Origin of the sequence: Aeromicrobium sp. 50.2.37, assembly GCF_024655735.1 — a bacterium.
In the GTDB taxonomy this organism is placed as follows: Bacteria; Actinomycetota; Actinomycetes; order Propionibacteriales; family Nocardioidaceae; genus Aeromicrobium.
In genome coordinates this window covers 21,616-40,758 of record NZ_JANLGG010000010.1, presented here as the reverse complement: position 1 = coordinate 40,758, position 19,143 = coordinate 21,616, and the positions used below count along the sequence as shown (strand labels likewise).

General features: G+C 71.8%; 16 protein-coding genes. 10 read left to right on the top strand and 6 right to left on the bottom strand.

Annotated elements, in window-relative coordinates; all coding sequences use genetic code 11:
* Window positions 1-115: 115 nt before the first annotated feature.
* The 6 genes from NUV38_RS07115 (at window position 116) to NUV38_RS07090 (ending at window position 7,257) form a co-directional block, all read left to right on the top strand.
* Window positions 116-859, top strand: a complete 744-nt coding sequence (locus NUV38_RS07115) for a GntR family transcriptional regulator (protein WP_257728457.1) — start codon at window positions 116-118, stop codon at window positions 857-859.
* Between the two features lie 123 nt (window positions 860-982).
* Complete coding sequence (gene iolC / locus NUV38_RS07110) at window positions 983-1,957, top strand: 5-dehydro-2-deoxygluconokinase (protein ID WP_257728456.1); 975 nt, start codon at window positions 983-985, stop codon at window positions 1,955-1,957.
* A 5-nt stretch (window positions 1,958-1,962) separates the two neighbouring features.
* Entirely contained in the window at window positions 1,963-2,868 is a 906-nt protein-coding gene (locus NUV38_RS07105) for a deoxyribose-phosphate aldolase (RefSeq protein WP_257728455.1), read from the top strand.
* Window positions 2,865-3,785 carry a 5-deoxy-glucuronate isomerase gene (gene iolB / locus NUV38_RS07100; protein ID WP_257728454.1) on the top strand — a complete coding sequence of 307 codons (921 nt, stop codon included), beginning with the start codon at window positions 2,865-2,867 and terminating at the stop codon, window positions 3,783-3,785. The genes NUV38_RS07105 and iolB overlap by 4 nt, the downstream gene beginning before the upstream one ends.
* Before the next feature lies 1 nt (window position 3,786).
* Window positions 3,787-5,709, top strand: a complete 1,923-nt coding sequence (iolD, locus tag NUV38_RS07095) for a 3D-(3,5/4)-trihydroxycyclohexane-1,2-dione acylhydrolase (decyclizing) (RefSeq protein WP_257728453.1) — start codon at window positions 3,787-3,789, stop codon at window positions 5,707-5,709.
* Window positions 5,710-5,763: 54 nt separating this feature from the next.
* A complete protein-coding gene (locus NUV38_RS07090; protein WP_055965023.1) occupies window positions 5,764-7,257 on the top strand; it encodes a CoA-acylating methylmalonate-semialdehyde dehydrogenase in 1,494 nt (497 codons plus the stop codon).
* Between the two features lie 600 nt (window positions 7,258-7,857).
* Here the strand turns inward: NUV38_RS07090 and NUV38_RS07085 are convergent.
* The 5 genes from NUV38_RS07085 to tig form a co-directional block, all read right to left on the bottom strand.
* Complete coding sequence (locus NUV38_RS07085; protein ID WP_257728452.1) at window positions 7,858-8,745, bottom strand: TIM barrel protein; 888 nt, start codon at window positions 8,743-8,745, stop codon at window positions 7,858-7,860.
* Window positions 8,746-8,920: 175 nt separating this feature from the next.
* Window positions 8,921-9,415, bottom strand: a complete 495-nt coding sequence (locus NUV38_RS07080; protein ID WP_257728451.1) for an SRPBCC family protein — start codon at window positions 9,413-9,415, stop codon at window positions 8,921-8,923.
* Window positions 9,405-9,881 carry an SRPBCC family protein gene (locus NUV38_RS07075; protein ID WP_257728450.1) on the bottom strand — a complete coding sequence of 159 codons (477 nt, stop codon included), beginning with the start codon at window positions 9,879-9,881 and terminating at the stop codon, window positions 9,405-9,407. The genes NUV38_RS07080 and NUV38_RS07075 overlap by 11 nt, the downstream gene beginning before the upstream one ends.
* A gap of 87 nt (window positions 9,882-9,968) precedes the next feature.
* Window positions 9,969-11,225: an alpha/beta hydrolase gene (locus tag NUV38_RS07070; RefSeq protein WP_257728449.1), complete on the bottom strand. Its 1,257-nt coding sequence runs from the start codon at window positions 11,223-11,225 to the stop codon at window positions 9,969-9,971.
* 191 nt (window positions 11,226-11,416) lie between these two features.
* On the bottom strand, window positions 11,417-12,823 hold the full coding sequence (tig, locus tag NUV38_RS07065) for a trigger factor (protein ID WP_257728448.1): 1,407 nt from the start codon (window positions 12,821-12,823) through the stop codon (window positions 11,417-11,419).
* A gap of 283 nt (window positions 12,824-13,106) precedes the next feature.
* Here tig and NUV38_RS07060 point away from each other — a divergent pair, with 283 nt between their 5' ends.
* Entirely contained in the window at window positions 13,107-13,613 is a 507-nt protein-coding gene (locus NUV38_RS07060; RefSeq protein WP_257728447.1) for a calcium-binding protein, read from the top strand.
* Window positions 13,614-13,681: 68 nt separating this feature from the next.
* Here the strand turns inward: NUV38_RS07060 and NUV38_RS07055 are convergent, their stop codons facing one another.
* A complete protein-coding gene (locus NUV38_RS07055; protein ID WP_257728446.1) occupies window positions 13,682-15,295 on the bottom strand; it encodes an alkaline phosphatase in 1,614 nt (537 codons plus the stop codon).
* Window positions 15,296-15,460: 165 nt separating this feature from the next.
* On the opposite strand from NUV38_RS07055, the gene NUV38_RS07050 reads away from it, so the two are divergent.
* From NUV38_RS07050 to NUV38_RS07040, 3 genes are all read left to right on the top strand, one after another.
* On the top strand, window positions 15,461-16,426 hold the full coding sequence (locus tag NUV38_RS07050) for an MsnO8 family LLM class oxidoreductase (RefSeq protein ID WP_257728445.1): 966 nt from the start codon (window positions 15,461-15,463) through the stop codon (window positions 16,424-16,426).
* Between the two features lie 73 nt (window positions 16,427-16,499).
* Window positions 16,500-17,255: an NADPH-dependent F420 reductase gene (locus tag NUV38_RS07045; RefSeq protein WP_257728444.1), complete on the top strand. Its 756-nt coding sequence runs from the start codon at window positions 16,500-16,502 to the stop codon at window positions 17,253-17,255.
* Window positions 17,256-17,310: 55 nt separating this feature from the next.
* Window positions 17,311-19,140 (top strand): carboxypeptidase-like regulatory domain-containing protein, encoded by a 1,830-nt coding sequence (locus NUV38_RS07040; protein ID WP_257728443.1) that lies wholly within the window; start codon window positions 17,311-17,313, stop codon window positions 19,138-19,140.
* The last annotated feature ends 3 nt before the right edge of the window (window positions 19,141-19,143 follow it).

Sequence of the window (19,143 nt, the reverse complement as noted above, 5' to 3'; positions counted from 1 at the left end):
GGTGCGACGCGCCACAGTGTGCCCCACTTCACAGCAGGGACGGGTTCATTGTCAAGACATATTGACGAAACGTTTCACGCCGTGTTGCATGTCCTCACAAAGGAAGGACTTTGACGTGTCGGACACAGCCCAGCACATCCAGCTCGATCGCTCCAGCCCGGTTCCCCTGTACTTCCAGGTGGCCGCGCAGCTCGAGCGCGCCATCCTGGACGGCCACCTGGGCGCCGGCGCCAGGATCAGCGACGAGATCAGCCTCGCCGGTCACCTCGGCCTCTCGCGGCCCACCGTGCGCCAGGCGATCCAGGTGCTCGTCGACAAGGGCATGCTGGTGCGCAAGCGCGGGGTCGGCACCCAGGTCGTGCACGGCAAGATCAGCCGTTCCGTCGAGCTGACCAGCCTGCACGACGACCTGCGGGCCGCCGGCCAGGAGCCCCACACCAAGGTCGAGTCCTACGAGCGCATCCCGGCCACCGAGGAGCTCGCGAACGAGCTGCGGGTGGACGTCGGCGCCGAGATCTGGTCGCTCGAGAGGGTCCGCTTCGTCGGGTCCGCCCCGCTCGCCCTCATGCACAACTACCTGCCGGTCGACGTGCTCGACCTCGACACCGTGGACCTCGAGCGGGAGGGGCTGTACGAGTCCCTGCGCAATGCCGGCGTGCTCATGCGCGTGGCCAAGCAGCGCATCGGCGCGCGCAAGGGCGATGCGCGGGAGTGCCGCCTGCTCGAGGAGCGGCGCTCGGCGCCCCTGCTCACGATGCAGCGCACCTCCTACGACGACGCCGGCAACGCGGTGGAGTTCGGCACCCACCTGTACCGGCCGGACCGCTACTCCTTCGAGATGACGTTGGTCGACCGCTGAACGACGCCGCACGCGCGGCGCATATATGTCCTGACATTTGTTTGTCATGACAAACAGTTGACATCGTCGTCGGGACGACCGTAACGTCGTCCACGTCGCACCCCGCCCGGCAGAGAGGCCGCCATGAGCACCATCCCCGAGGTCCTGACCTACGGCAGGGCAGGCGTCGACGTCTACCCGCTGCAGATCGGCGTGGGTCTCGAGGACGTCGAGAGCTTCGGCAAGTTCCTCGGCGGGACCACGGCCAACGTCGCGGTCGCCGCGGCGCGGCTGGGTCACCGGGTGGCAGCGCTCACCGGTGTCGGCGACGACCCCTTCGGACGTTTCGTCCGGCGGGCGTTCCGTGACCTGGGCGTCGACGACTCCCAGGTCGTGGTCGTGCCGGAGCTGGCCACGCCCGTCACGTTCTGCGAGATCTTCCCGCCCGACGACTTCCCGCTGTACTTCTACCGCAAGCCCAGCGCCCCGGACATGAACCTGACCGTCGACCAGGTCGATCTCGACCTCGTGCGCGAGGTGGAGCTGCTCTGGCTGACCACGAGCGGCATGAGCGAGGAGCCGAGCCGCTCCACGCAGCTCGCGATGCTCGAGGCCCGTTCTGGCTCGCGGCAGGATCAGCCCCACCACACCGTGCTCGACCTCGACTACCGCCCGATGTTCTGGGCCGATCCCGCGGACGCGACGGTCCAGGTGCAGAAGATGCTCCCCCACGTGACGGTCGCCGTCGGCAACCGCGAGGAGTGCGAGGTCGCCGTCGGCGAGACCGATCCCGACCGCGCCGCCGACGCCCTGCTCAATGCCGGCGTGGAGCTCGCCGTGGTCAAGCAGGGCCCGAAGGGCGTCCTCGCCAAGACCCGCCACGAGCGGGTCGAGTCCCCACCGATCCTCATCGAGCCGGTCAACGGCCTCGGCGCCGGCGACAGCTTCGGCGGCTCGCTCGTGCACGGGCTTCTCGCGGGCCTCCCGCTGGAGCAGCTGCTGCGCAACGCCAACGCAGCCGGCGCGATCGTCGCGTCGCGTCTCGAGTGCTCGACCGCCATGCCCACCCAGGACGAGATCGACGAGCTCGTCCGAGAGCGCTTCCCGCAGGAGTCGTGACCCGCATGTCCCCCACCCCCCAGGACCCGACGACCCCCTTCGTCGCCGACATCGCCGAGCTGCGCGAGGTCCGGGCGCACGACCCCCAACGCGTCACGAAGCTGCTGAGCTCGCGCCGTCGGCGGCCGCTGCTGCCGGCCGACGGACGCCTCATGATCGTCGCGTGCGACCACCCCGCGCGTGGTGCGCTCGCGGCGACGGGCAACCCGACGGCGATGGCCGACCGCCACGAGGTGCTCGCCCGACTGGTCACCGCGCTCGGCCGGCCCGGCGTCGACGGTGTGCTCGCGACCTCCGACGTGCTCGAGGACCTGCTGCTTCTCGGCGCGCTCGAGGACAAGGTGGTCTTCACCTCCATGAACCGCGGGGGCCTCGCCGGCTCGTCCTACGAGATGGACGACCGGATGACGGGCTACGACGTGCGGGGCACGATCGACGCCGGGTTCGAGGGCGCCAAGATGCTGACCCGCATCGACCTGGACGACCCCGGCACCCTGCGCACGCTGGAGACCCAGGCCGCCGCCATCACCGAGCTCAACCGCGCCGAGGTGGTGGCCATGGTCGAGCCATTCATGTCGAGCCGGCGCGACGGCAAGGTCGTCAACGACCTCTCCCCCGACGCCGTCATCAAGTCCGTGGCCATCGCACAGGGACTCGGTGCCGCGAGCGCCTTCACGTGGCTCAAGCTGCCCGTGGTGGAGGAGATGGAGCGCGTCATGCGGTCCACGACGCTGCCCACGCTCCTGCTGGGCGGCGACCCGACCGGCCACCCCGAGACGGTGTACCGCAGCTGGGAGCGGGCCCTGGCCCAGCCCGGCGTCCGCGGCCTGATGGTCGGCCGCACCATGCTCTTCCCCCACGACGACGACGTCGCCGGCGCCGTCGACACGGCCGTGGGACTCGTCCGGTGACCACCTCCGACCCCGGCGGGGGTGCCGGGCCGCGGGCGGCGACGAACTGGGTCGTGCCCGCAGGCGCGGGGGCCGAGGACGGCTTCGACCTCGCGGTCGTCGCCGGCGAGCGGGAGGGCTGGTCGCACACCAGCCTGTGGACCGTGACGCTGGCGGCCGGCGAGAGCCGCACCGTGACGGCACCAGGCCAGGAGCTGCTGGTCGTGCCGCTGTCCGGCGGCACCGAGGTGAGCGTCGGCAGCACCGTCGACGGGGAGACCTTCACCCTCACCGGGCGACCCGACGTGTTCGCCGGACCCACCGACGTCGCCTACGCACCGCTCGACACCCCCGTCACGCTCACGTCGGCCGACGGTGGACGCTTCGCGGTCTGCGGCGCCACGACCGACGTGGTCCTGCCCGCCCGGCACCTGCCGGCGGCCGACGTCCCCGTCGAGCTGCGCGGGGCCGGGCAGAGCAGCCGCCAGGTGCGCAACTTCGGCACCGTGGGCGTCCTCGACGCCGGGTCGATCATCGCCTGCGAGGTCATCACCCCCGGCGGCAACTGGTCGAGCTACCCGGCCCACAAGCACGACGAGGAGTCCGAGCACGAGTCCGCGCTCGAGGAGATCTACTACTTCGAGGTGCAGGAGGGGCCGCAGGGCCAGCCCGGGCTCGGCTTCCACCGCACCAGCTCGACGCCCGCGGGCGAGATCGACGTGCTGCACGAGGTGCGCGACCGCGACACCGTGCTCGTCCCGCACGGGTGGCACGGACCGTGCACCGCGGCCCCCGGCCACGACATGTACTACCTGAACGTCATGGCCGGACCAGGCGCCGAGCGCGCGTGGCTCATCAGCGACCACCCCGACCAGACCTGGGTCAGGTCCACCTGGGAGCACCAGGAGATCGACCCCCGACTCACCGAAGGCGACTGACATGACGCAGACCCGACGGCTCACCGTCGCGCAGGCCACCATCGCGTTCCTGGGCGCGCAGTACTCCGAGCGCGACGGCGTGGAGCACAAGCTGTTCGCCGGGGCGTTCGGCATCTTCGGGCACGGGAACGTGGCCGGCCTCGGTCAGGCGCTGCTCCAGGCCGAGCTGGAGGACCCCGACCTGCTCCCCTACGTGCTCGGCCGCAACGAGCAGGCCATGGTGCACTCGGCCGTGGCGTACGCCCGGCAGAAGGACCGGCTGCAGACCTGGGCCGTGACGACGAGCGTCGGGCCGGGGGCGACCAACATGGTCACCGGCGCCGCGCTGGCGACGATCAACCGCCTGCCCGTCCTCCTGCTGCCCGCCGACACGTTCGCCGACCGCAGCGCCTCGCCCCTGCTGCAAGAGCTCGAGCTCCCCCAGTCCGGCGACGTCACCGTCAACGACACCTTCCGCGCCGTCTCGCGCTACTTCGACCGCGTGTGGCGACCCGAGCAGCTGCCGTCGGCGCTGCTGGCGGCCATGCGGGTGCTCACCGACCCGGCCGAGACCGGGGCCGTGACGATCTGCTTCCCGCAGGACGTGCAGGCGCAGGCCCACGACTGGCCCGTCGAGCTGTTCGAGAAGCGCGTGTGGCACGTGGCGCGCCCGGTCCCCGAGCGTCCGCTGGTCGACGTCGCCGCCGAGGCGATCCGCTCGGCGCGACGTCCGGTCCTCGTCGCCGGCGGCGGTGTGCACTACAGCCAGGCCACCGAGGCGCTGGCGGCCTTCAGCGAGGCCACCGGGATCCCCGTCGGCCAGAGCCAGGCCGGCAAGGGCACGCTCGTCTACGACCACCCGCAGTGCCTGGGGGCCATCGGCTCCACCGGCACGACGGCCGCGAACGCGATCGCCCGCGACGCCGACCTCGTCATCGGGGTCGGCACGCGCTACTCCGACTTCACGACGGCCAGCCGGACGGCGTTCCAGGCCGAGGGCGTGCGCTTCGTGAACGTGAACGTCGCGGCGATCGACTCGGTGAAGCAGTCCGGCCTCGCGATCACCGCCGACGCCCGCGAGACGCTCGACGCCCTGCGCGTGGCCCTCGACGGCCACCGCGTCGACGACGCCTACGTCGAGGAGTACCAGCGCCTCGCGGCCGACTGGGACGCCACCGTCGAGGCCACCTACGTGCCCGAGACGCCCGACCGCGGTGCGGGCGGCCTGCCCACCCAGGGCGAGGTGCTCGGCCTGGTGAACGAGCTGTCCGACCCGCGCGACGTGGTGCTCTGCGCTGCCGGCTCGATGCCCGGGGACCTGCACAAGCTGTGGCGCACGCGCGACAGCAAGGGCTACCACGTGGAGTACGGGTACTCCTGCATGGGCTACGAGGTCGCCGGGGGCATCGGCGCCGCGATGGCCGAGCGGGGTGACCGCGACGTCTTCGTCATGGTCGGCGACGGCTCGTACCTGATGATGGCGACCGAGCTCGTGACCGCGGTGCAGGAGGGCGTGAAGATCATCGTCGTCCTCGTGCAGAACCACGGCTACGCCTCGATCGGCTCGCTGTCGGAGAGCCTCGGCTCGCAGCGCTTCGGCACCCGCTACCGCTACCGCGCGGAGGGATCCGGCCGGCTCGACGGGGAGAAGCTCCCCGTCGACCTCGCGGCCAACGCCGAGAGCCTCGGCGTCGAGGTCGTGCGCGTGGGCTCGGCCGAGGCGTTCGGCAAGGCCGTCACCGCGGCCAAGGAGTCGCCGACGAGCACGGTCATCCACGTCGAGACCGACCCGCTCGTCCCGGCACCGAGCAGCGAGTCGTGGTGGGACGTCCCGGTCAGCGAGACCTCCACCCTCGAGTCCACCCAGCAGGCCTACGAGACCTATCGGTCCGCCAAGGCCGACCAGCACCTGCACCTCACCCCGCCGCCCACGCCGGGCGCCTAGGCACGACGCCGCCACACCCCACCAGCACCTGCACCACCGAGGAGAAGAGCCACCATGGCCACCACCGTCACCCACTGGATCAACGGCGCCCCCGTCGAGGGCACGAGCGGACGCTTCGGCGACGTCACCAACCCCGCCACGGGCGAGGTCACGTCGAGCGTGTCGTTCGCGTCCGAGGACGACGTCGCCGCGGCGGTCGCCGCCGCGAAGGCCGCGTTCCCGGCCTGGCGCGACACGTCGCTCGCCCGCCGCACCCAGGTCATGTTCGCGTTCCGCGAGCTGCTGAACGCCCGCGCCGACGAGCTGGCCGCGATCATCACCTCCGAGCACGGCAAGGTGCTCTCCGACGCCGCCGGCGAGGTCGCCCGCGGCCAGGAGGTCGTGGAGTTCGCGTGCGGCATGCCGCACCTGCTCAAGGGCGGCTTCACCGAGAACGCGTCCACCAACGTCGACGTCCACTCCGTGCGTCAGCCCCTGGGCCCGGTCGCGATCATCAGCCCGTTCAACTTCCCGGCCATGGTGCCGATGTGGTTCTTCCCCGTCGCGATCGCCGCCGGCAACACCGTCGTGCTCAAGCCGTCGGAGAAGGTCCCCACGGCCGCGGTCTGGATGGCCGAGCTGTGGAAGGAGGCCGGCCTGCCCGACGGCGTGTTCAACGTGCTGCACGGCGACAAGGTCGCCGTCGACGGACTGCTGACCAGCCCCGACATCAAGAGCGTCTCGTTCGTCGGCTCCACCCCCATCGCGCAGTACGTCTACGAGACCGGCACCGCGCACGGCAAGCGGGTCCAGGCCCTCGGCGGCGCGAAGAACCACATGATCGTGCTGCCCGACGCCGACCTCGACCTCGCCGCCGACCAGGCCATCAACGCCGGCTTCGGCTCCGCGGGAGAGCGCTGCATGGCGATCTCCGCCGCCGTCGTCGTCGGCGACGTCGCCGACACCTTCGTCGCGAAGGTCAAGGAGCGCGCCGAGGCGCTGCGCACCGGTGACGGCACGCGCGGCTGCGACATGGGCCCGCTCGTCACGTCGCAGTCGCGCGACCGCGTGGCCGGGTTCGTCGACGCGGGCGAGGCCGCGGGCGCGACGCTCGTGGTCGACGGCCGCAACCCCGAGGTCGACGCCGCCGGGGAGGGCTTCTTCGTCGGCCCCACCCTGTTCGACCACGTGAGCCGCGACATGAGCATCTACACCGAGGAGATCTTCGGCCCCGTGCTCTCGGTGCTGCGCGTCGACTCCTACGAGGAGGCCCTGGAGCTCATCAACAGCAACCCCTACGGCAACGGGACCGCGATCTTCACCAATGACGGCGGCGCCGCCCGGCGCTTCCAGAACGAGGTCGAGGTCGGCATGATCGGCATCAACGTGCCGGTTCCCGTGCCCATGGCGTACTACTCCTTCGGCGGCTGGAAGAACTCGCTCTTCGGCGACACCCACGCCCACGGCACCGAGGGCGTGCACTTCTTCACCCGCGGCAAGGTCGTCACCTCGCGCTGGCTCGACCCCAGCCACGGCGGCATCAACCTGGGCTTCCCCCAGAACGCATGACGCCGCACGCATGACGCGGCGCGCGACACCGCACGCCTGACACTCCACCGACCTGCGGCTGCCACCGCACGGCGCAGGGCCCCGACCTCACGGTCGGGGCCCTGCGTCGGTGGTGGGGGTGGCTCCGAGGCCCGCGCCGGCTCGACCAAGGGTGCGCCGCCGCGACTCCCGCCCGGGGTGGTGCTGTGCAGCCGCGGCTCCCGTCGGACCTGGTCTCCGAAAGAGCCTCGACGGAGCGGACGAGCCCGGGCCACCCTGAGCTCGCCGGATGCGGCCGGGCGACGCAAGATTCTGCGTTCGCGAACGGAACGCCCGAGGATCCTGCGTTCGTGCTCGGATCCCGCCTCGAACGCAGCATCGTTCGGGCTCGCACCCACCAACGCAGAATCCTGCGTCCGCCCGGCAGAGCCGACCGACCCGATGCCCCCTGCTCCAGTCGAGGCCCTTGCGGAGCCCACCACCAGGACCAGCGGAGGCCGCGCGGCCCCACCCCGAGCGGGAGCGACGGCGGCGCACCGATCGAGGGTCGCGAACCCCCACCACGACGAACGGGCCCCGCGCAGCTGCGCGGGGCCCGTCCGTCAGGGGGTCGGGTGCGGGTCAGGCCAGCAGGCCCTCCACGTAGGCGAGGCAGCGGCGCACGTCGGCGACCGGGCCCTCGCCCTCGGGCTCGCCGTCGGTGAGCATGAGGTCCTGCTCGAGCACGTACCAGCCGGTGTATCCGTGGCTCTCGAGCGCGCTCACCATGGCGGCGACGTCGACGGAGCCGCGGCCCAGGACCTGCCACATGCCGTCGGCGACGGCGTCGGAGAAGGTGACCTCGCCGGCCACGACGCGGGCGGCCTTCTCGGCGTCGACGTCCTTGAGGTGGACGTGGCCCACCCGGTCGAGGTTGGCGAGCGTGATGGCGACAGGGTCGGCACCGGCGGCGGCCAGGTGGCCGGTGTCGACGCACAGGCCGATGTGCGAGCCGTCGAGGACCTGCTGCACGTCGGCGGCGTTCTCGACGATCGTGCCCATGTGCGGATGGATGACGGCCACGACGCCGCGCGAGACGGCGTGGTCGGCGATGCGGTCGAGGTTCGCGTTCAGCGTCTTCCACTGCACGTCGTCGAGCACGGGACGTGCGTCGTAGCCCTCCTGGCCGGTGGCCGCGGCCAGGACCACGACGCCCGCACCGGACGCGAGGCAGGCGTCGATGAAGCGGTCGACCTCGGGCAGCGGGTCGTGGTCGGCGTCGAACAGCACGACGGGCAGGAAGCCGCCGACGGCGGCGAGGCCGTACTGCTCGAGGAAGGCCGCCTTCTCGGCGGGCTCGTCCGGCAGGAAGCCGTCGGGACCGAACTCGGTGGCGGTCAGGCCCAGCTCGCGCATCTCGCCGAGGACTCGGTCGGCGGGCAGCTGCAGGCCCCAGCCGGGAACCTCGCAGACGCCCCACGAGATGGGAGCGCCCGCGACACGCGTGCGGACGGAAGCGGTGGTCGACATCGGGCGATGTCCTTTCGACAGGGGCGTTGTTTGTCGTGACAAAGGGGGATGTCCTTAGTGTGGGCGCGCTCACAGCCCCGCGTCAAGTCCATGTCCTGACATACTGACGTGGATGTCCTCGCACGCCCATGCCGCTGACACCGATCCGCGCGGATCGGTGTCAGCAGGCCACTGATCAGCCCAGCGCCTCCGCGTCGCGACGCAGGGCCTCGAGGGTGCGGTGCATGCCGTCGAGCAGGTCGACGTCGTGGTTCTCGGCTCCGCCCATGAACCACTTCCCCGCCAGGCGCACGGTGAGTCCTGCGCGCGGCAGCGCCGTGCGACGCTCGACGACGCGCGTGCCGGCCCCCTCGGGGGTGAGCTCGTAGGACCACTCCACGTCGGTCGGGCCGACGTGGAACGCCAACGCGGCCGAGCCGTCGTGGGTCGGCGGCTTCCACCGGGTGATGCGGGTCGTCGTGGGCCACACGACAGCACCCTTGCGGTTGACGTTCAGACCGCGCGAGCCGACCTTCGGCGCAGCAGCGATGAACATCCGCACGGTCTCGGGACTGCGCTCGCTCATCGAGCGCAGGTCCGACAGCAAGGTCCACACCGTCTCGACCGGGGCGGCGACGACGGTCTCCGCCTCGAGGGGCGGCAGGCCCTGGCTCGGGAACTCAGGCGGCACGGGCGGTCCGCTCGACCTCGGACTTGATCCGCTGGAGCGTGTGCGCGATCCCCTGCTCGAGCTCGGTCTCGAAGGCGTCGGTGCCACCGAGGACGTGCTTGGTGAGCAGGTTCGACAGGTTCGAGACCCCGTTCGGGGCCGTGCGCGACTCCGTCAGCCGGGTGCGTCCACCGTCGAGCGCCTCCAGGCGGTAGGTCCAGACCGTGCCGTTCTCGGCGACCTTGAGCGCCAGCTCACGTTCGGGCTCGAAGACCTTCACGTACGCGCGCGTGGGCCAGACCTTCCAGCCCTGCCGGTTGACGTTGATCGTGCGGGCACCCTGCTTGACCTCGCCCCCGCGGATGATCATCTTCTTGCACTGCGGGCTCCACTCCCCCATGCGCTTGAGGTCGGACACGACGGCCCAGACGGCGGCGGGCGTCGCGTCGATCTCGACGGAGTCCTCGATCAGGCTGCGGTTCGGCACGGTGGTCCTCCAGGTGGTGGTGCGGGGGCGGGGTGGGTCGATCGGAGCGGGGACGTGGGGCCCGGCGGGCCAAGGCGCTGGGCGGGCCTAGGCGCGACCGGAGGCGGAGAGCGCACGCACGGGACGGTGCCCGGCGCGCACCCACTCGACGATCCAGTCGCCGACCGTCGGGTGGTTCAGCAGGGCGAAGTGGTGAGCGCTCGGGACGTACTCGAAACGGGCGCCGTCGACGACCGGCCCGGTGCGCCCGACCCCGGTGGCCGAGGAGAAGTGCACCAGGAGGTCGCCGAGCACGGCGCTCACGGCGTGGCGCTGCGTGGCACCGAGCGTGGCGGCCACGAAGTGGTACTCGGCGTGCGGGAGCGGGGCCGCGGCGATGCGGTCGAGACCCCAGGCGCGGGTGAGGTCCTGCCCCTCCCACTCGTCGGCGGAGATGTAGCCGTGGCGCAGGTCGACGATGCCCGCGGAGCGGGTGTCGAGGATGGTGCTGAAGGGGCGGGACTCCGGCAGGAACCGGAGCACGGAGGACCCGAGGTGGGCGACCTTCTCGAGGTTGGCGCCGGCGTGCGGGGTGCCCAGGCAGACGACGTCGCGCACGAGGTGCTGCCACGTCTTGCCGCCCGCCGTGGCGTGGTTGGTGGCGGCTCGCACGACCAGACCGCCCATGGAGTGGCCGACGAGCGTGATGCGCGAGACGGCGGTGGGCCAGACGTCGACGAGCTGGGTGAGCAGCGCGTCGAGGTGCTTGCCGTTCTCGGAGATGTGCAGGCCGGTGTTGTACCGGATCATGACGGGCGTGGCGTCGGTCTCCGCGGTGAGCCGCGACGCGTAGGTGGAGCCGCTGACCTTCGAGCCCAGGCCCCACGACTCGTCGTCCTCGCAGAGCCCGTGCAGGAACACCACCAGGTGGCTGGACGCACCCCGGAACGCCTCGGCGACCTGCCACTCGGTGACCGGGAGGTCCTCACCGTCGACACGTACCGACATGACGATCGCCTGGGGGTCGTCGAGCATGCGCAGCTCGTCGCCGATGAGCCCGTTGACGGCGGCGACGACGCTGCGGCCGAACCGGCTGGACTCGACCGGCGACCCGACACCCCGCGCGGAGAGCGCGCGCACCGTGCCGCTGCCGACCCTCAGGACCCCCGACACCGCGCCGTAGACCGAGGTCACGACCGCGTCGTGCAACGACTCCGGGACGCGTCCGCCGACGACACGGGTGGCGCGGAACGCCCTCGCCGCAGCCGCCTGGTGCACCTCGCGGACCGTGCCCACGACCAACCGGTCGAGGTGGTCGAGCGCGAGGGCTGCCACGTCGGTGGTGCGTGCAGGTGTGCCGGGCATGTCTACATACTGCCGGTATCCGGACGCGATGGGAACCGGAGGTGGCGAGGTTCTCAGCGATTTCCCGGCCGGTGGCCCCACGACCCACCGGTCGACCTCGCCGCGGAGGGCCGGCAGCAGGTCCAGCGGCTCCGGACGCACGACGGCCCGGCACCCCCAGGGGCGCCGGGCCGTCGTCGGACGACGTCGCGTCAGGCCTTGTCGGACTCCTCGGAGACCTCGGGCTCGGCGGCGGCGGACTCGTCGGTCGTCTCGACCTCGTCGTCGGCGATCGAGCCGTCGGCGCGCAGCTTGCCGAGCTCGAGCACGGTCCCGGACGCGTCCTTGACCGTGGCCTGCTGCATGAGGGTGGCGAGCGCCTTGCCGCGCAGCACCTCGCTCACCATCTCGGGCACGTGGTTGTGCTCCATGATGTGCTGGATGTAGGAGTTCGGGTCCTCGCCCGACTCCTGGGCGCGGCGCATGATGTGCTGCGTCAGCTCGTCGTTCTCGATGCCGATCTCGGAGTCGGCGACGACCTGGTCGAGCACGAACTGGGCGACGATCGAGTCGCGGACCCGACGCTCCAGCTCGGCCTCGAACTCCTCGGCCGTCTGGCCCTCGTCCTCGAGGTAGGTGTCGAAGGAGATGCCGGCGTACGAGAGCTGCTGCATGATCTGATCGCGGCGGCCCTGGAGCTCCTCGGCGACGACGGTCTCGGGCAGCGGTGCCTCGACCGTGCCGACGACCTCCTCGAGCACGAGGTCGCGGGCCTCCGCGGCCTGCTCCATGCGCTTGCCGCGCACGAGACGCTCGCGGACGTCGGCCTTGAGCTCCTCGACGGTGTCGAACTCCGACGCCGTCTGGACGAACTCCTCGTCCAGGTCGGCGACCTGGCGCTCCTTGACGTCGTTGAGGGTGACGGTGACGTCGACCGGCGTGCCCTTGAGCTCACCGCCCACCAGCTCGGTGGAGAACGTCGTCGTCGCGCCCTTCTCGAGGCCGATGAGCGCCTCGTCGAGGCCGTCGAGCAGCGTGCCCGAGCCGATCGTGTAGGGCAGGCCCTTGGCGTCGGCGCCCTCGATGTCGGCACCGTCCTTGTCGCGGGCGACGAGGTCGATGGTCACGGCGTCGCCGTCGGCGGCCGCGCGGTCGACGTCGAGCGTGACGGCGAAGCGGTCGCGCAGGGCGTCGATCTGCTCGTCGACGTCGGCGTCGGTGACCTCGGCGTCGGCGACCTGCACCTCGATGGCGGCCAGGTCGGGCAGCTCGATGGTCGGGCGCACGTCGAGCTCGGCGGTGATCTCGATGTCCTCACCGTCGGAGAACTTGGTGAGGTCGATCTCGGGCTGGCTCAGCGGCTGGATCTCGGCCTGCTGCAGCGCCTCGCTGTACCAGCCGGGCAGTGCACCGTTGATGGCCTCGTCGAGGACGGCGCTGCGGCCGATCCTCTGGTCGACGATGGCCGCCGGCACCTTGCCCTTGCGGAAGCCGGGGATGGTGATCTGCGCGCCGATCGTCTTGTAGGCCTTGTCGAGGCTGGGCTGGAACTCCTCGAACGGCACCTCGATCGTGAGCTTGACGCGGGTGGGGCTCAGGGACTCGGTGGTGCTCTTCACGTTCGTGCTGCTCCTGCGGTGATGGGGGTCGGGGTGCGTGCCGCATCCGCACGTGACGTGCTGCGGGCACGGGAGGTCGCGCTGGCTCTCCGAGCCTGCGGCAGGACCTCCGGCCAGTCTCTCACGGCCCACCAGCCCAGGGCGAACCCGCACTGTCCAGGACCGCACGGCCTTCATGAGAGAGCCCTCATGACCGGCTCATCGCCGCCTCATGGTGCGTCGATGTGATGAGGGCAGTCGAGCGGCGACGCTCCCCACCCCATCCCACTCCTGGAGGACCACCATGAAGCGCACCACCCTCGCAGCAGCAGCGGCCGCCGTCATCGGCGTCGTCCCGCTCGCCCTCGTCGTCACCTCCCCCGCCCAGGCCGCCTCGTCGTACTCCTGCGACGGGAGCCGCGCCACCATCGTGGGCACGCCGGGCTCCGACGAGATCGAGGGGGCGAACGGACGGGACGTCATCGTCGCGCTCAGCGGCAACGACGAGATCGACGGCAACGGCGGGAACGACGTGATCTGCGCGGGCGCCGGCAACGACGAGGTCGAGGGCGGGTCGGGGACCGACCGCATCTTCGGCGACAGCGGCAGCGACGAGATCGACGGCGACAGCGCCAACGACCGCATCTACGGCGGGCCGGGTCACGACGACATCGAGGGCAGCGGTGGCAACGACAAGCTCTACGGCCAGGGAGGCCGCGACGTCGTCGAGGGCGGATCGGGCAAGGACGTCGTGAGCGGCGGCTCCGGCAAGGACCGCGTCTACCAGGGCAGCGAGCCCGACGACGACTGACCGCGACGTGGTGCGGAGGGGTCGGGCTCCCGAGGCCCGGCCCCTCCGTCCGTCGGCGTGGCTCGCCCTCAGACGGGCAGCACACGCGCCGAGCCGGACCTGACCCGGCGCGCGGCCAGCAGCCGCGACGACGCGTCGGGATCGCGACGGTCGCTGACGGCGTGCCACTCCCACCTCGCCTCCGAGGGCGTCAGCTCGACCACGCTGTAGCCGTGGTCGTCGAGGTTGACGAACCGCACGTGCGGGTTGAGCGCACCGATCGCCTCCTCCATCGCGAGGGACACGGTCCGTGGCGCGGTGCCCATGAAGTCGTCGACGTTGTTGCTGGTGATCGAGCTGCACACGAGCTCGGTGGCCACCGGCCGGCCGTCGAGCTCCACCTCGTTGGCCCACGCCGTGTGGACGTCGCCGCTGAGGAAGACCACGTCGCCGACGCCCGCCTCGGCCAGACCCTGGAGGAGCCGCCGCCGCTCGGCGGGATAGCCGTCCCACGTGTCGGTGTTCGGCTCCGGTGAGCCCCAGGTCATGGGGTCGGTCGTGTCGCGCAGCGCCAGCTCCTCCCCGCGTGGCCGCGGCGGCATGAGCATCGGCGCCACCATGACCGGGTTGCCGACGAGCTTCCACCGGGCGGTCGAGGCCGCCAGCCCCCGCGCCAGCCAGGACTCCTGGTCCGTGCCGGTGAGCGTGCGCCGCTCGTCGGCAAGGGCGACGTCGCGCGGCTCGACCCGCTCGTCACGGCGACTGCGCAGGTCGAGCATCGTCAGCTCGACGAGGTCGCCGAAGCGGAACCGGCGGTGGATCGTCACCCCGTCGCCGACCGTCGCCGTGCCCGACATCCGCACCGGCATCCACTCGTCGTAGGCCCTCAGCGCGGCGCCGCGCCGGCGGGTCCAGGGACCCTCGGTGGCGGGGTCGTGCTCGTACGCACCCTCCGGGAACCAGCCGTCCGCGACCTCGTGGTCGTCCCACGTGGCGATCATCGGCAGGTCGGCATGGAGGCGGCTCAGGTCGGGATCGGTCTTGTACTGCGCGTGACGACGTCGATAGTCCTCGAGCGTGACGGTCTCGTGCGGGGGGTCGTGGCGTCGGACGTCGGTCCAGTCCGCTCCGTGGGAGTAGCGACCCGGCTCGTACTCGTAGAGGTAGTCGCCGAGGTGGACGACGGCGTCGAGGTCGTGGTCGAGCAGGTGGCGGTACGCGCCGAAGTGGCCGGCCTGCCAGTTGGCGCAGCAGACCACGCCGAGCCGGAGCCGGTCCACGGCCGCGTCGACGGCCGGGGCGGTCCGCGTGCGACCCGTGACCGCGTCCGGGCCGTGGGAGAAGCGGTACCAGTAGGTCGTGGCAGGTCGGAGCGCGCGGACGTCGAGCTTCACGGTGTGGTCGCGTCCCGCGTCGGTGCCCACCGTGCCCTCCGCCACCACTTCGGCGAAGCCGTCGTCGAGCGCCACCTGCCAGGCCACGTCGACCGGAGCCCCGCGTCCCGAGCCGGGCGTGGCGTCGGGCGTCGGCGAGACGCGGGTCCACAGCACGACGCCGTCGGGCAGCGGGTCCCCGGACGCCAGGCCGTGCTGGAAGTGCTGGTGCCGGCTGGCGGGCGCGGCCGAGGGCCGCAGGGTGGAGGCGACGACGCCGGCACCGAGGGTGAAGCCGACCCCGCTGACCACGAGCTCGCGGCGGCTCATCGGGGGTCGGCGGCGGGTGGGGGGTTGGCGGGCGGTCCCGGTCCTCACGCCTCCAGTCAGGCAGGGGCGGGGTACGGGACGGCGATGCCGCGGTGAACGGGGCGGGACGACCAGGAGACGGTCCGGACGCGGAAGCCATCGGCCCGGTCCGGTGTTGACGACGACGTGAGGCTCTCGTTGCTCGACCGCTCCCGGACCCGCGTCGGCCGCCCCGACGCCGAGGGGCTGACGGGCAGCGTGGAGCGTGCCGTCTGGGCCGAGCAGCTCGGCTACGAGCGCTTCTGGGTGGCCGAGCACCATGGCGTCCCCGGCATCGCCAGCGGGTCACCGCCCGTGCTCATGGCGGCGATCGGAGCGGCGACGTCACGCATCCGGATCGGGTCGGGCGGCATCATGCTCCCCCACCACCAGCCGTTCGTGGTGGCCGAGCAGCTGCGGATGCTCGAGGCCCTCAACCCGGGTCGCGTCGACGTCGGGCTCGGTCGTTCGTCGGGCTTCACCCCGCCGGTCCGTGCCGCCCTGCGGGAGGCCGCGGACGCACCGGACCGCTTCGCCGACGACGTGCGCGAGCTGCGCGACCACCTGTCCGGCGCAGGCCCGGTGACGGTGCGGCCGGAGGGCGGTCCCGTCCCGATGTTCCTGCTCGCCACTGGTCGCGGCATCGCGCTGGCTGCCGAGCTGGGTCTGCCCGTGGTCGTCGGTGGACCGGTGCTGTGGTCCGACGAGCTCCCGTCGGCCCTGGCGGCCTACCGACGCACCTTCGTGCCCTCGTCGGAGCAGGACCGACCGTCCGTCGTGGTGTCGGCCGACGTGCACGTGGCCGACGACGTCGAGACGGCCCGCGAGCTGGCACTGCCCGAGGCGTGGGCCATGGCGGTCTCGCGCCGGACGGGCGAGTTCCCACCCCTGGAGCCACCCGCGTCGATCCGCGCCCAGGACTGGCCCGACCAGGTGCGGAGGCGGGTGGAGACGTCGTTGGACCGGGCGATCGCTGGCGACCCGGCGACCGTGCGGCGCACCCTCGAGCACCTGGCCGACCGCACCGGCGCCGACGAGCTGCTCGCCTCCACCTCCACCTGGGACCGCGACGCCCTGCGCGCCGCCGACACCGCCCTGCGCGCCCTCGTCTGACTCCCCCCATCGGTGGATCCTCAACATCAGCGCCCGCATCGGTGGATCCTCAACCTCAGACGTCCGCCTGTGGTTGAGGATCCATCGATGGGCGAGCGAGTGGAACACCCGATGCATCCGTCGTGTTGATCTGGGCATGACCACCATCGGACTCATCGGCAGCGGACACATCGGCAGCACGGTCGCACAGCTGGCCGTCGACGCGGGCTACGACGTCGTGCTCAGCAACCGTCGCGGCCCCGCGACCTTGACCGAGCTCGTCGACCGCCTCGGACCGCGGGCCAGAGCGGCGACACCCGTCGAGGCCGCGGAGGCCGCAGACGTCGCGGTCGTGACGGTGCCGCTGAAGGCGCTGTCCGACGTCCCTGTCGAGCCGTTGCGGGGCAAGGTCGTCATCGACACCAACAACTACTACCCGCAGCGCGACGGCCAGGTGGCGCGGCTCGACGACGAGTCGACCACCACGAGCGAGCTCACGCAGGAGCACCTGCCCGAGTCGCACGTCGTGAAGGCGTTCAACAACATCTACTTCAAGCACCTCGGAACACTGCAGCGCCCCACCGGTGATCCGGAGCGGTCCGTCCTGGCCATCGCCGGGGACCACGACGAGGCCAAGCGCACGGTCACGGAGGTCCTCGACGCCCTCGGCTACGACGCGTACGACGTCGGCCCGCTCGCCGAGGGCTGGCGCTACCAGCGCGACACCGCCGCCTACGCCGGGCTCTACATCGACCCCGAGACCGGCGACGTCGACGCGCCGCCGCGCCAGGTCACCGCGGACATGCTCCGTGAGAAGCTCGACGCGGCGCAGCGCTACCGCGACATGTGAGACCGTCCTCGACGTTCGGGAGGCACAACCGGGGGGAACGTCCTAGATTTCGGTCATGAACCGCGCATCCCGCTTCGTCGCCGCCCTCCTCGCGACCATGCTGGGCGTCACGCTCCTGTCGGCACCAGCCGTCGCCTCGGCGTCCGGGACGATCACCATCGGACGAACCTGGGCCGAGCGCACGCAGCTGCGGTTCGAACGACTCGACGAAGGCACGTGGAGGACCGTCGACTGGACGCAGCACCCGTTCGTCGTCGGGGCCGAGACCGTGGACTTCCACCTTCCGACGGGCGACTATCGGGTCGCCTGGTACCGCAAGCCCTACCCCACCTTCGGATCTGGTTTCGAGGACGTCTCCACCACCTACTTCCCGACCTCGGAGAGTCCCGACGACGCGAGGGTCCTCCGGGTGGAGCCCGACTCCTCCGTCGACCTCACCTCCTTCGTTCCGCGGCCGGGAGGCCACCTGACCGGTCTCGTGTCACGGGCGGACGGGTCGCTGCTGCCCCGCGTCTCCTACGTCGAGGCCTTCCAGCAGAGAGGCGACGAGGGCTGGATGCCGGTGAGCCGCAGCGACATCACCTCCGACGGCGACTACGACCTAGGTGGCCTCGACTCCGGACCTACCGTCGTGCGGGTCAGCGGACCCTCGGTGACCGGGGTCGGCTACGGGACGCAGGGAGCCGACGCCCAGACCTACTCCGGTGGCGCAACCAGCGAGGACGCGGCGCAGCGGGTCGACGTCGTTGCCGGCCGCACCACCGTGGCCGAGCCGATCGTGATGGTGCCGAACGGCACGCTCTCGGGTGTGGTCCGGACCGCCGACGGCCTGCCGCTGAACGGTGTGCGAATCACCTCCGACGCGGCTCGGGCCGAGGCGACCACCGGCCCGGACGGCTCCTGGACCTTGGGCGGGCTGCGCGAGGGCACCTACGGGCTTTCCATCAGCGATCCGTTGCACCGCATCGAGTACGCCCGCCGCGACGCCACGGTCCAGCCACGACGAGCGACTGACGTCCGGACCGACCTCGCCCACCGGGCGCCGTACTGGCGGGTCGGCCCGACCCTCGATGTAGGCCCCCACGCCGTTGCCTGGGACCGGCCCATGACGGTCGACCCCGGTGTCCTGTTCCAGGACGACGCCGTGATCACCGGCGTGCGATGGTACGAAGGCTCCGGGCCAGGGCGGGTCCTGCTCGCGACCGGATCGAGCTTCACGGCACCTCGCACGCTGGACGGCAGCTTCGTGAGTGCCGAGGTGACGGCGCAGCGAAAGGGCATCGAGAGCAGCCTGTCGTCCCCGGCCGTCGAGGTGCGCGACCCCGAGTACTTCACCGGCAGACCGACCACGTCGACGACGGCGCCCGTCGCCCACGAGCTGCTCACCGCCCGCACCGGCACGCTGTCCCCCACGCCCAGCACCACGACCTGGCAGTGGCTCCGCGACGGGAAGGCGATCAAGGGCGCGACCGGCACGCGGTACCGACCCACCGCGTCGGACGTCGGGCGCAACGTCGTCGCGCAGGCGACGGTCCAGCGTCCGGGATACGCCCGTGCGGTCGTGCGAAGCACGTCGCGCGACGTCACGTCCGCCCGCAGCAGCGTGAAGGCCACGCTGACGCCGCGCGGTGGCCGTCGCGTCGCCGTGTCGGGGAGAGTGACCGTCGCGAAGGTCAGCGCGGCCTACGTCGACGGCTCCTTGGACGTCTACCGGTCGAGGAAGGGCTCGGACCGCATCGGGACGATCCGCGTCGTGGACGGTCGCGCGACGACGACCCTCACCCGCCAGCCGAAGGGGAAGCGGACCTACTGGGTCCGCTTCCGACCCTCGCGCGACGGGATGACGACGTCACAGGGCGCGCGGGCGAGCGTACGGGTGCGCTGACCG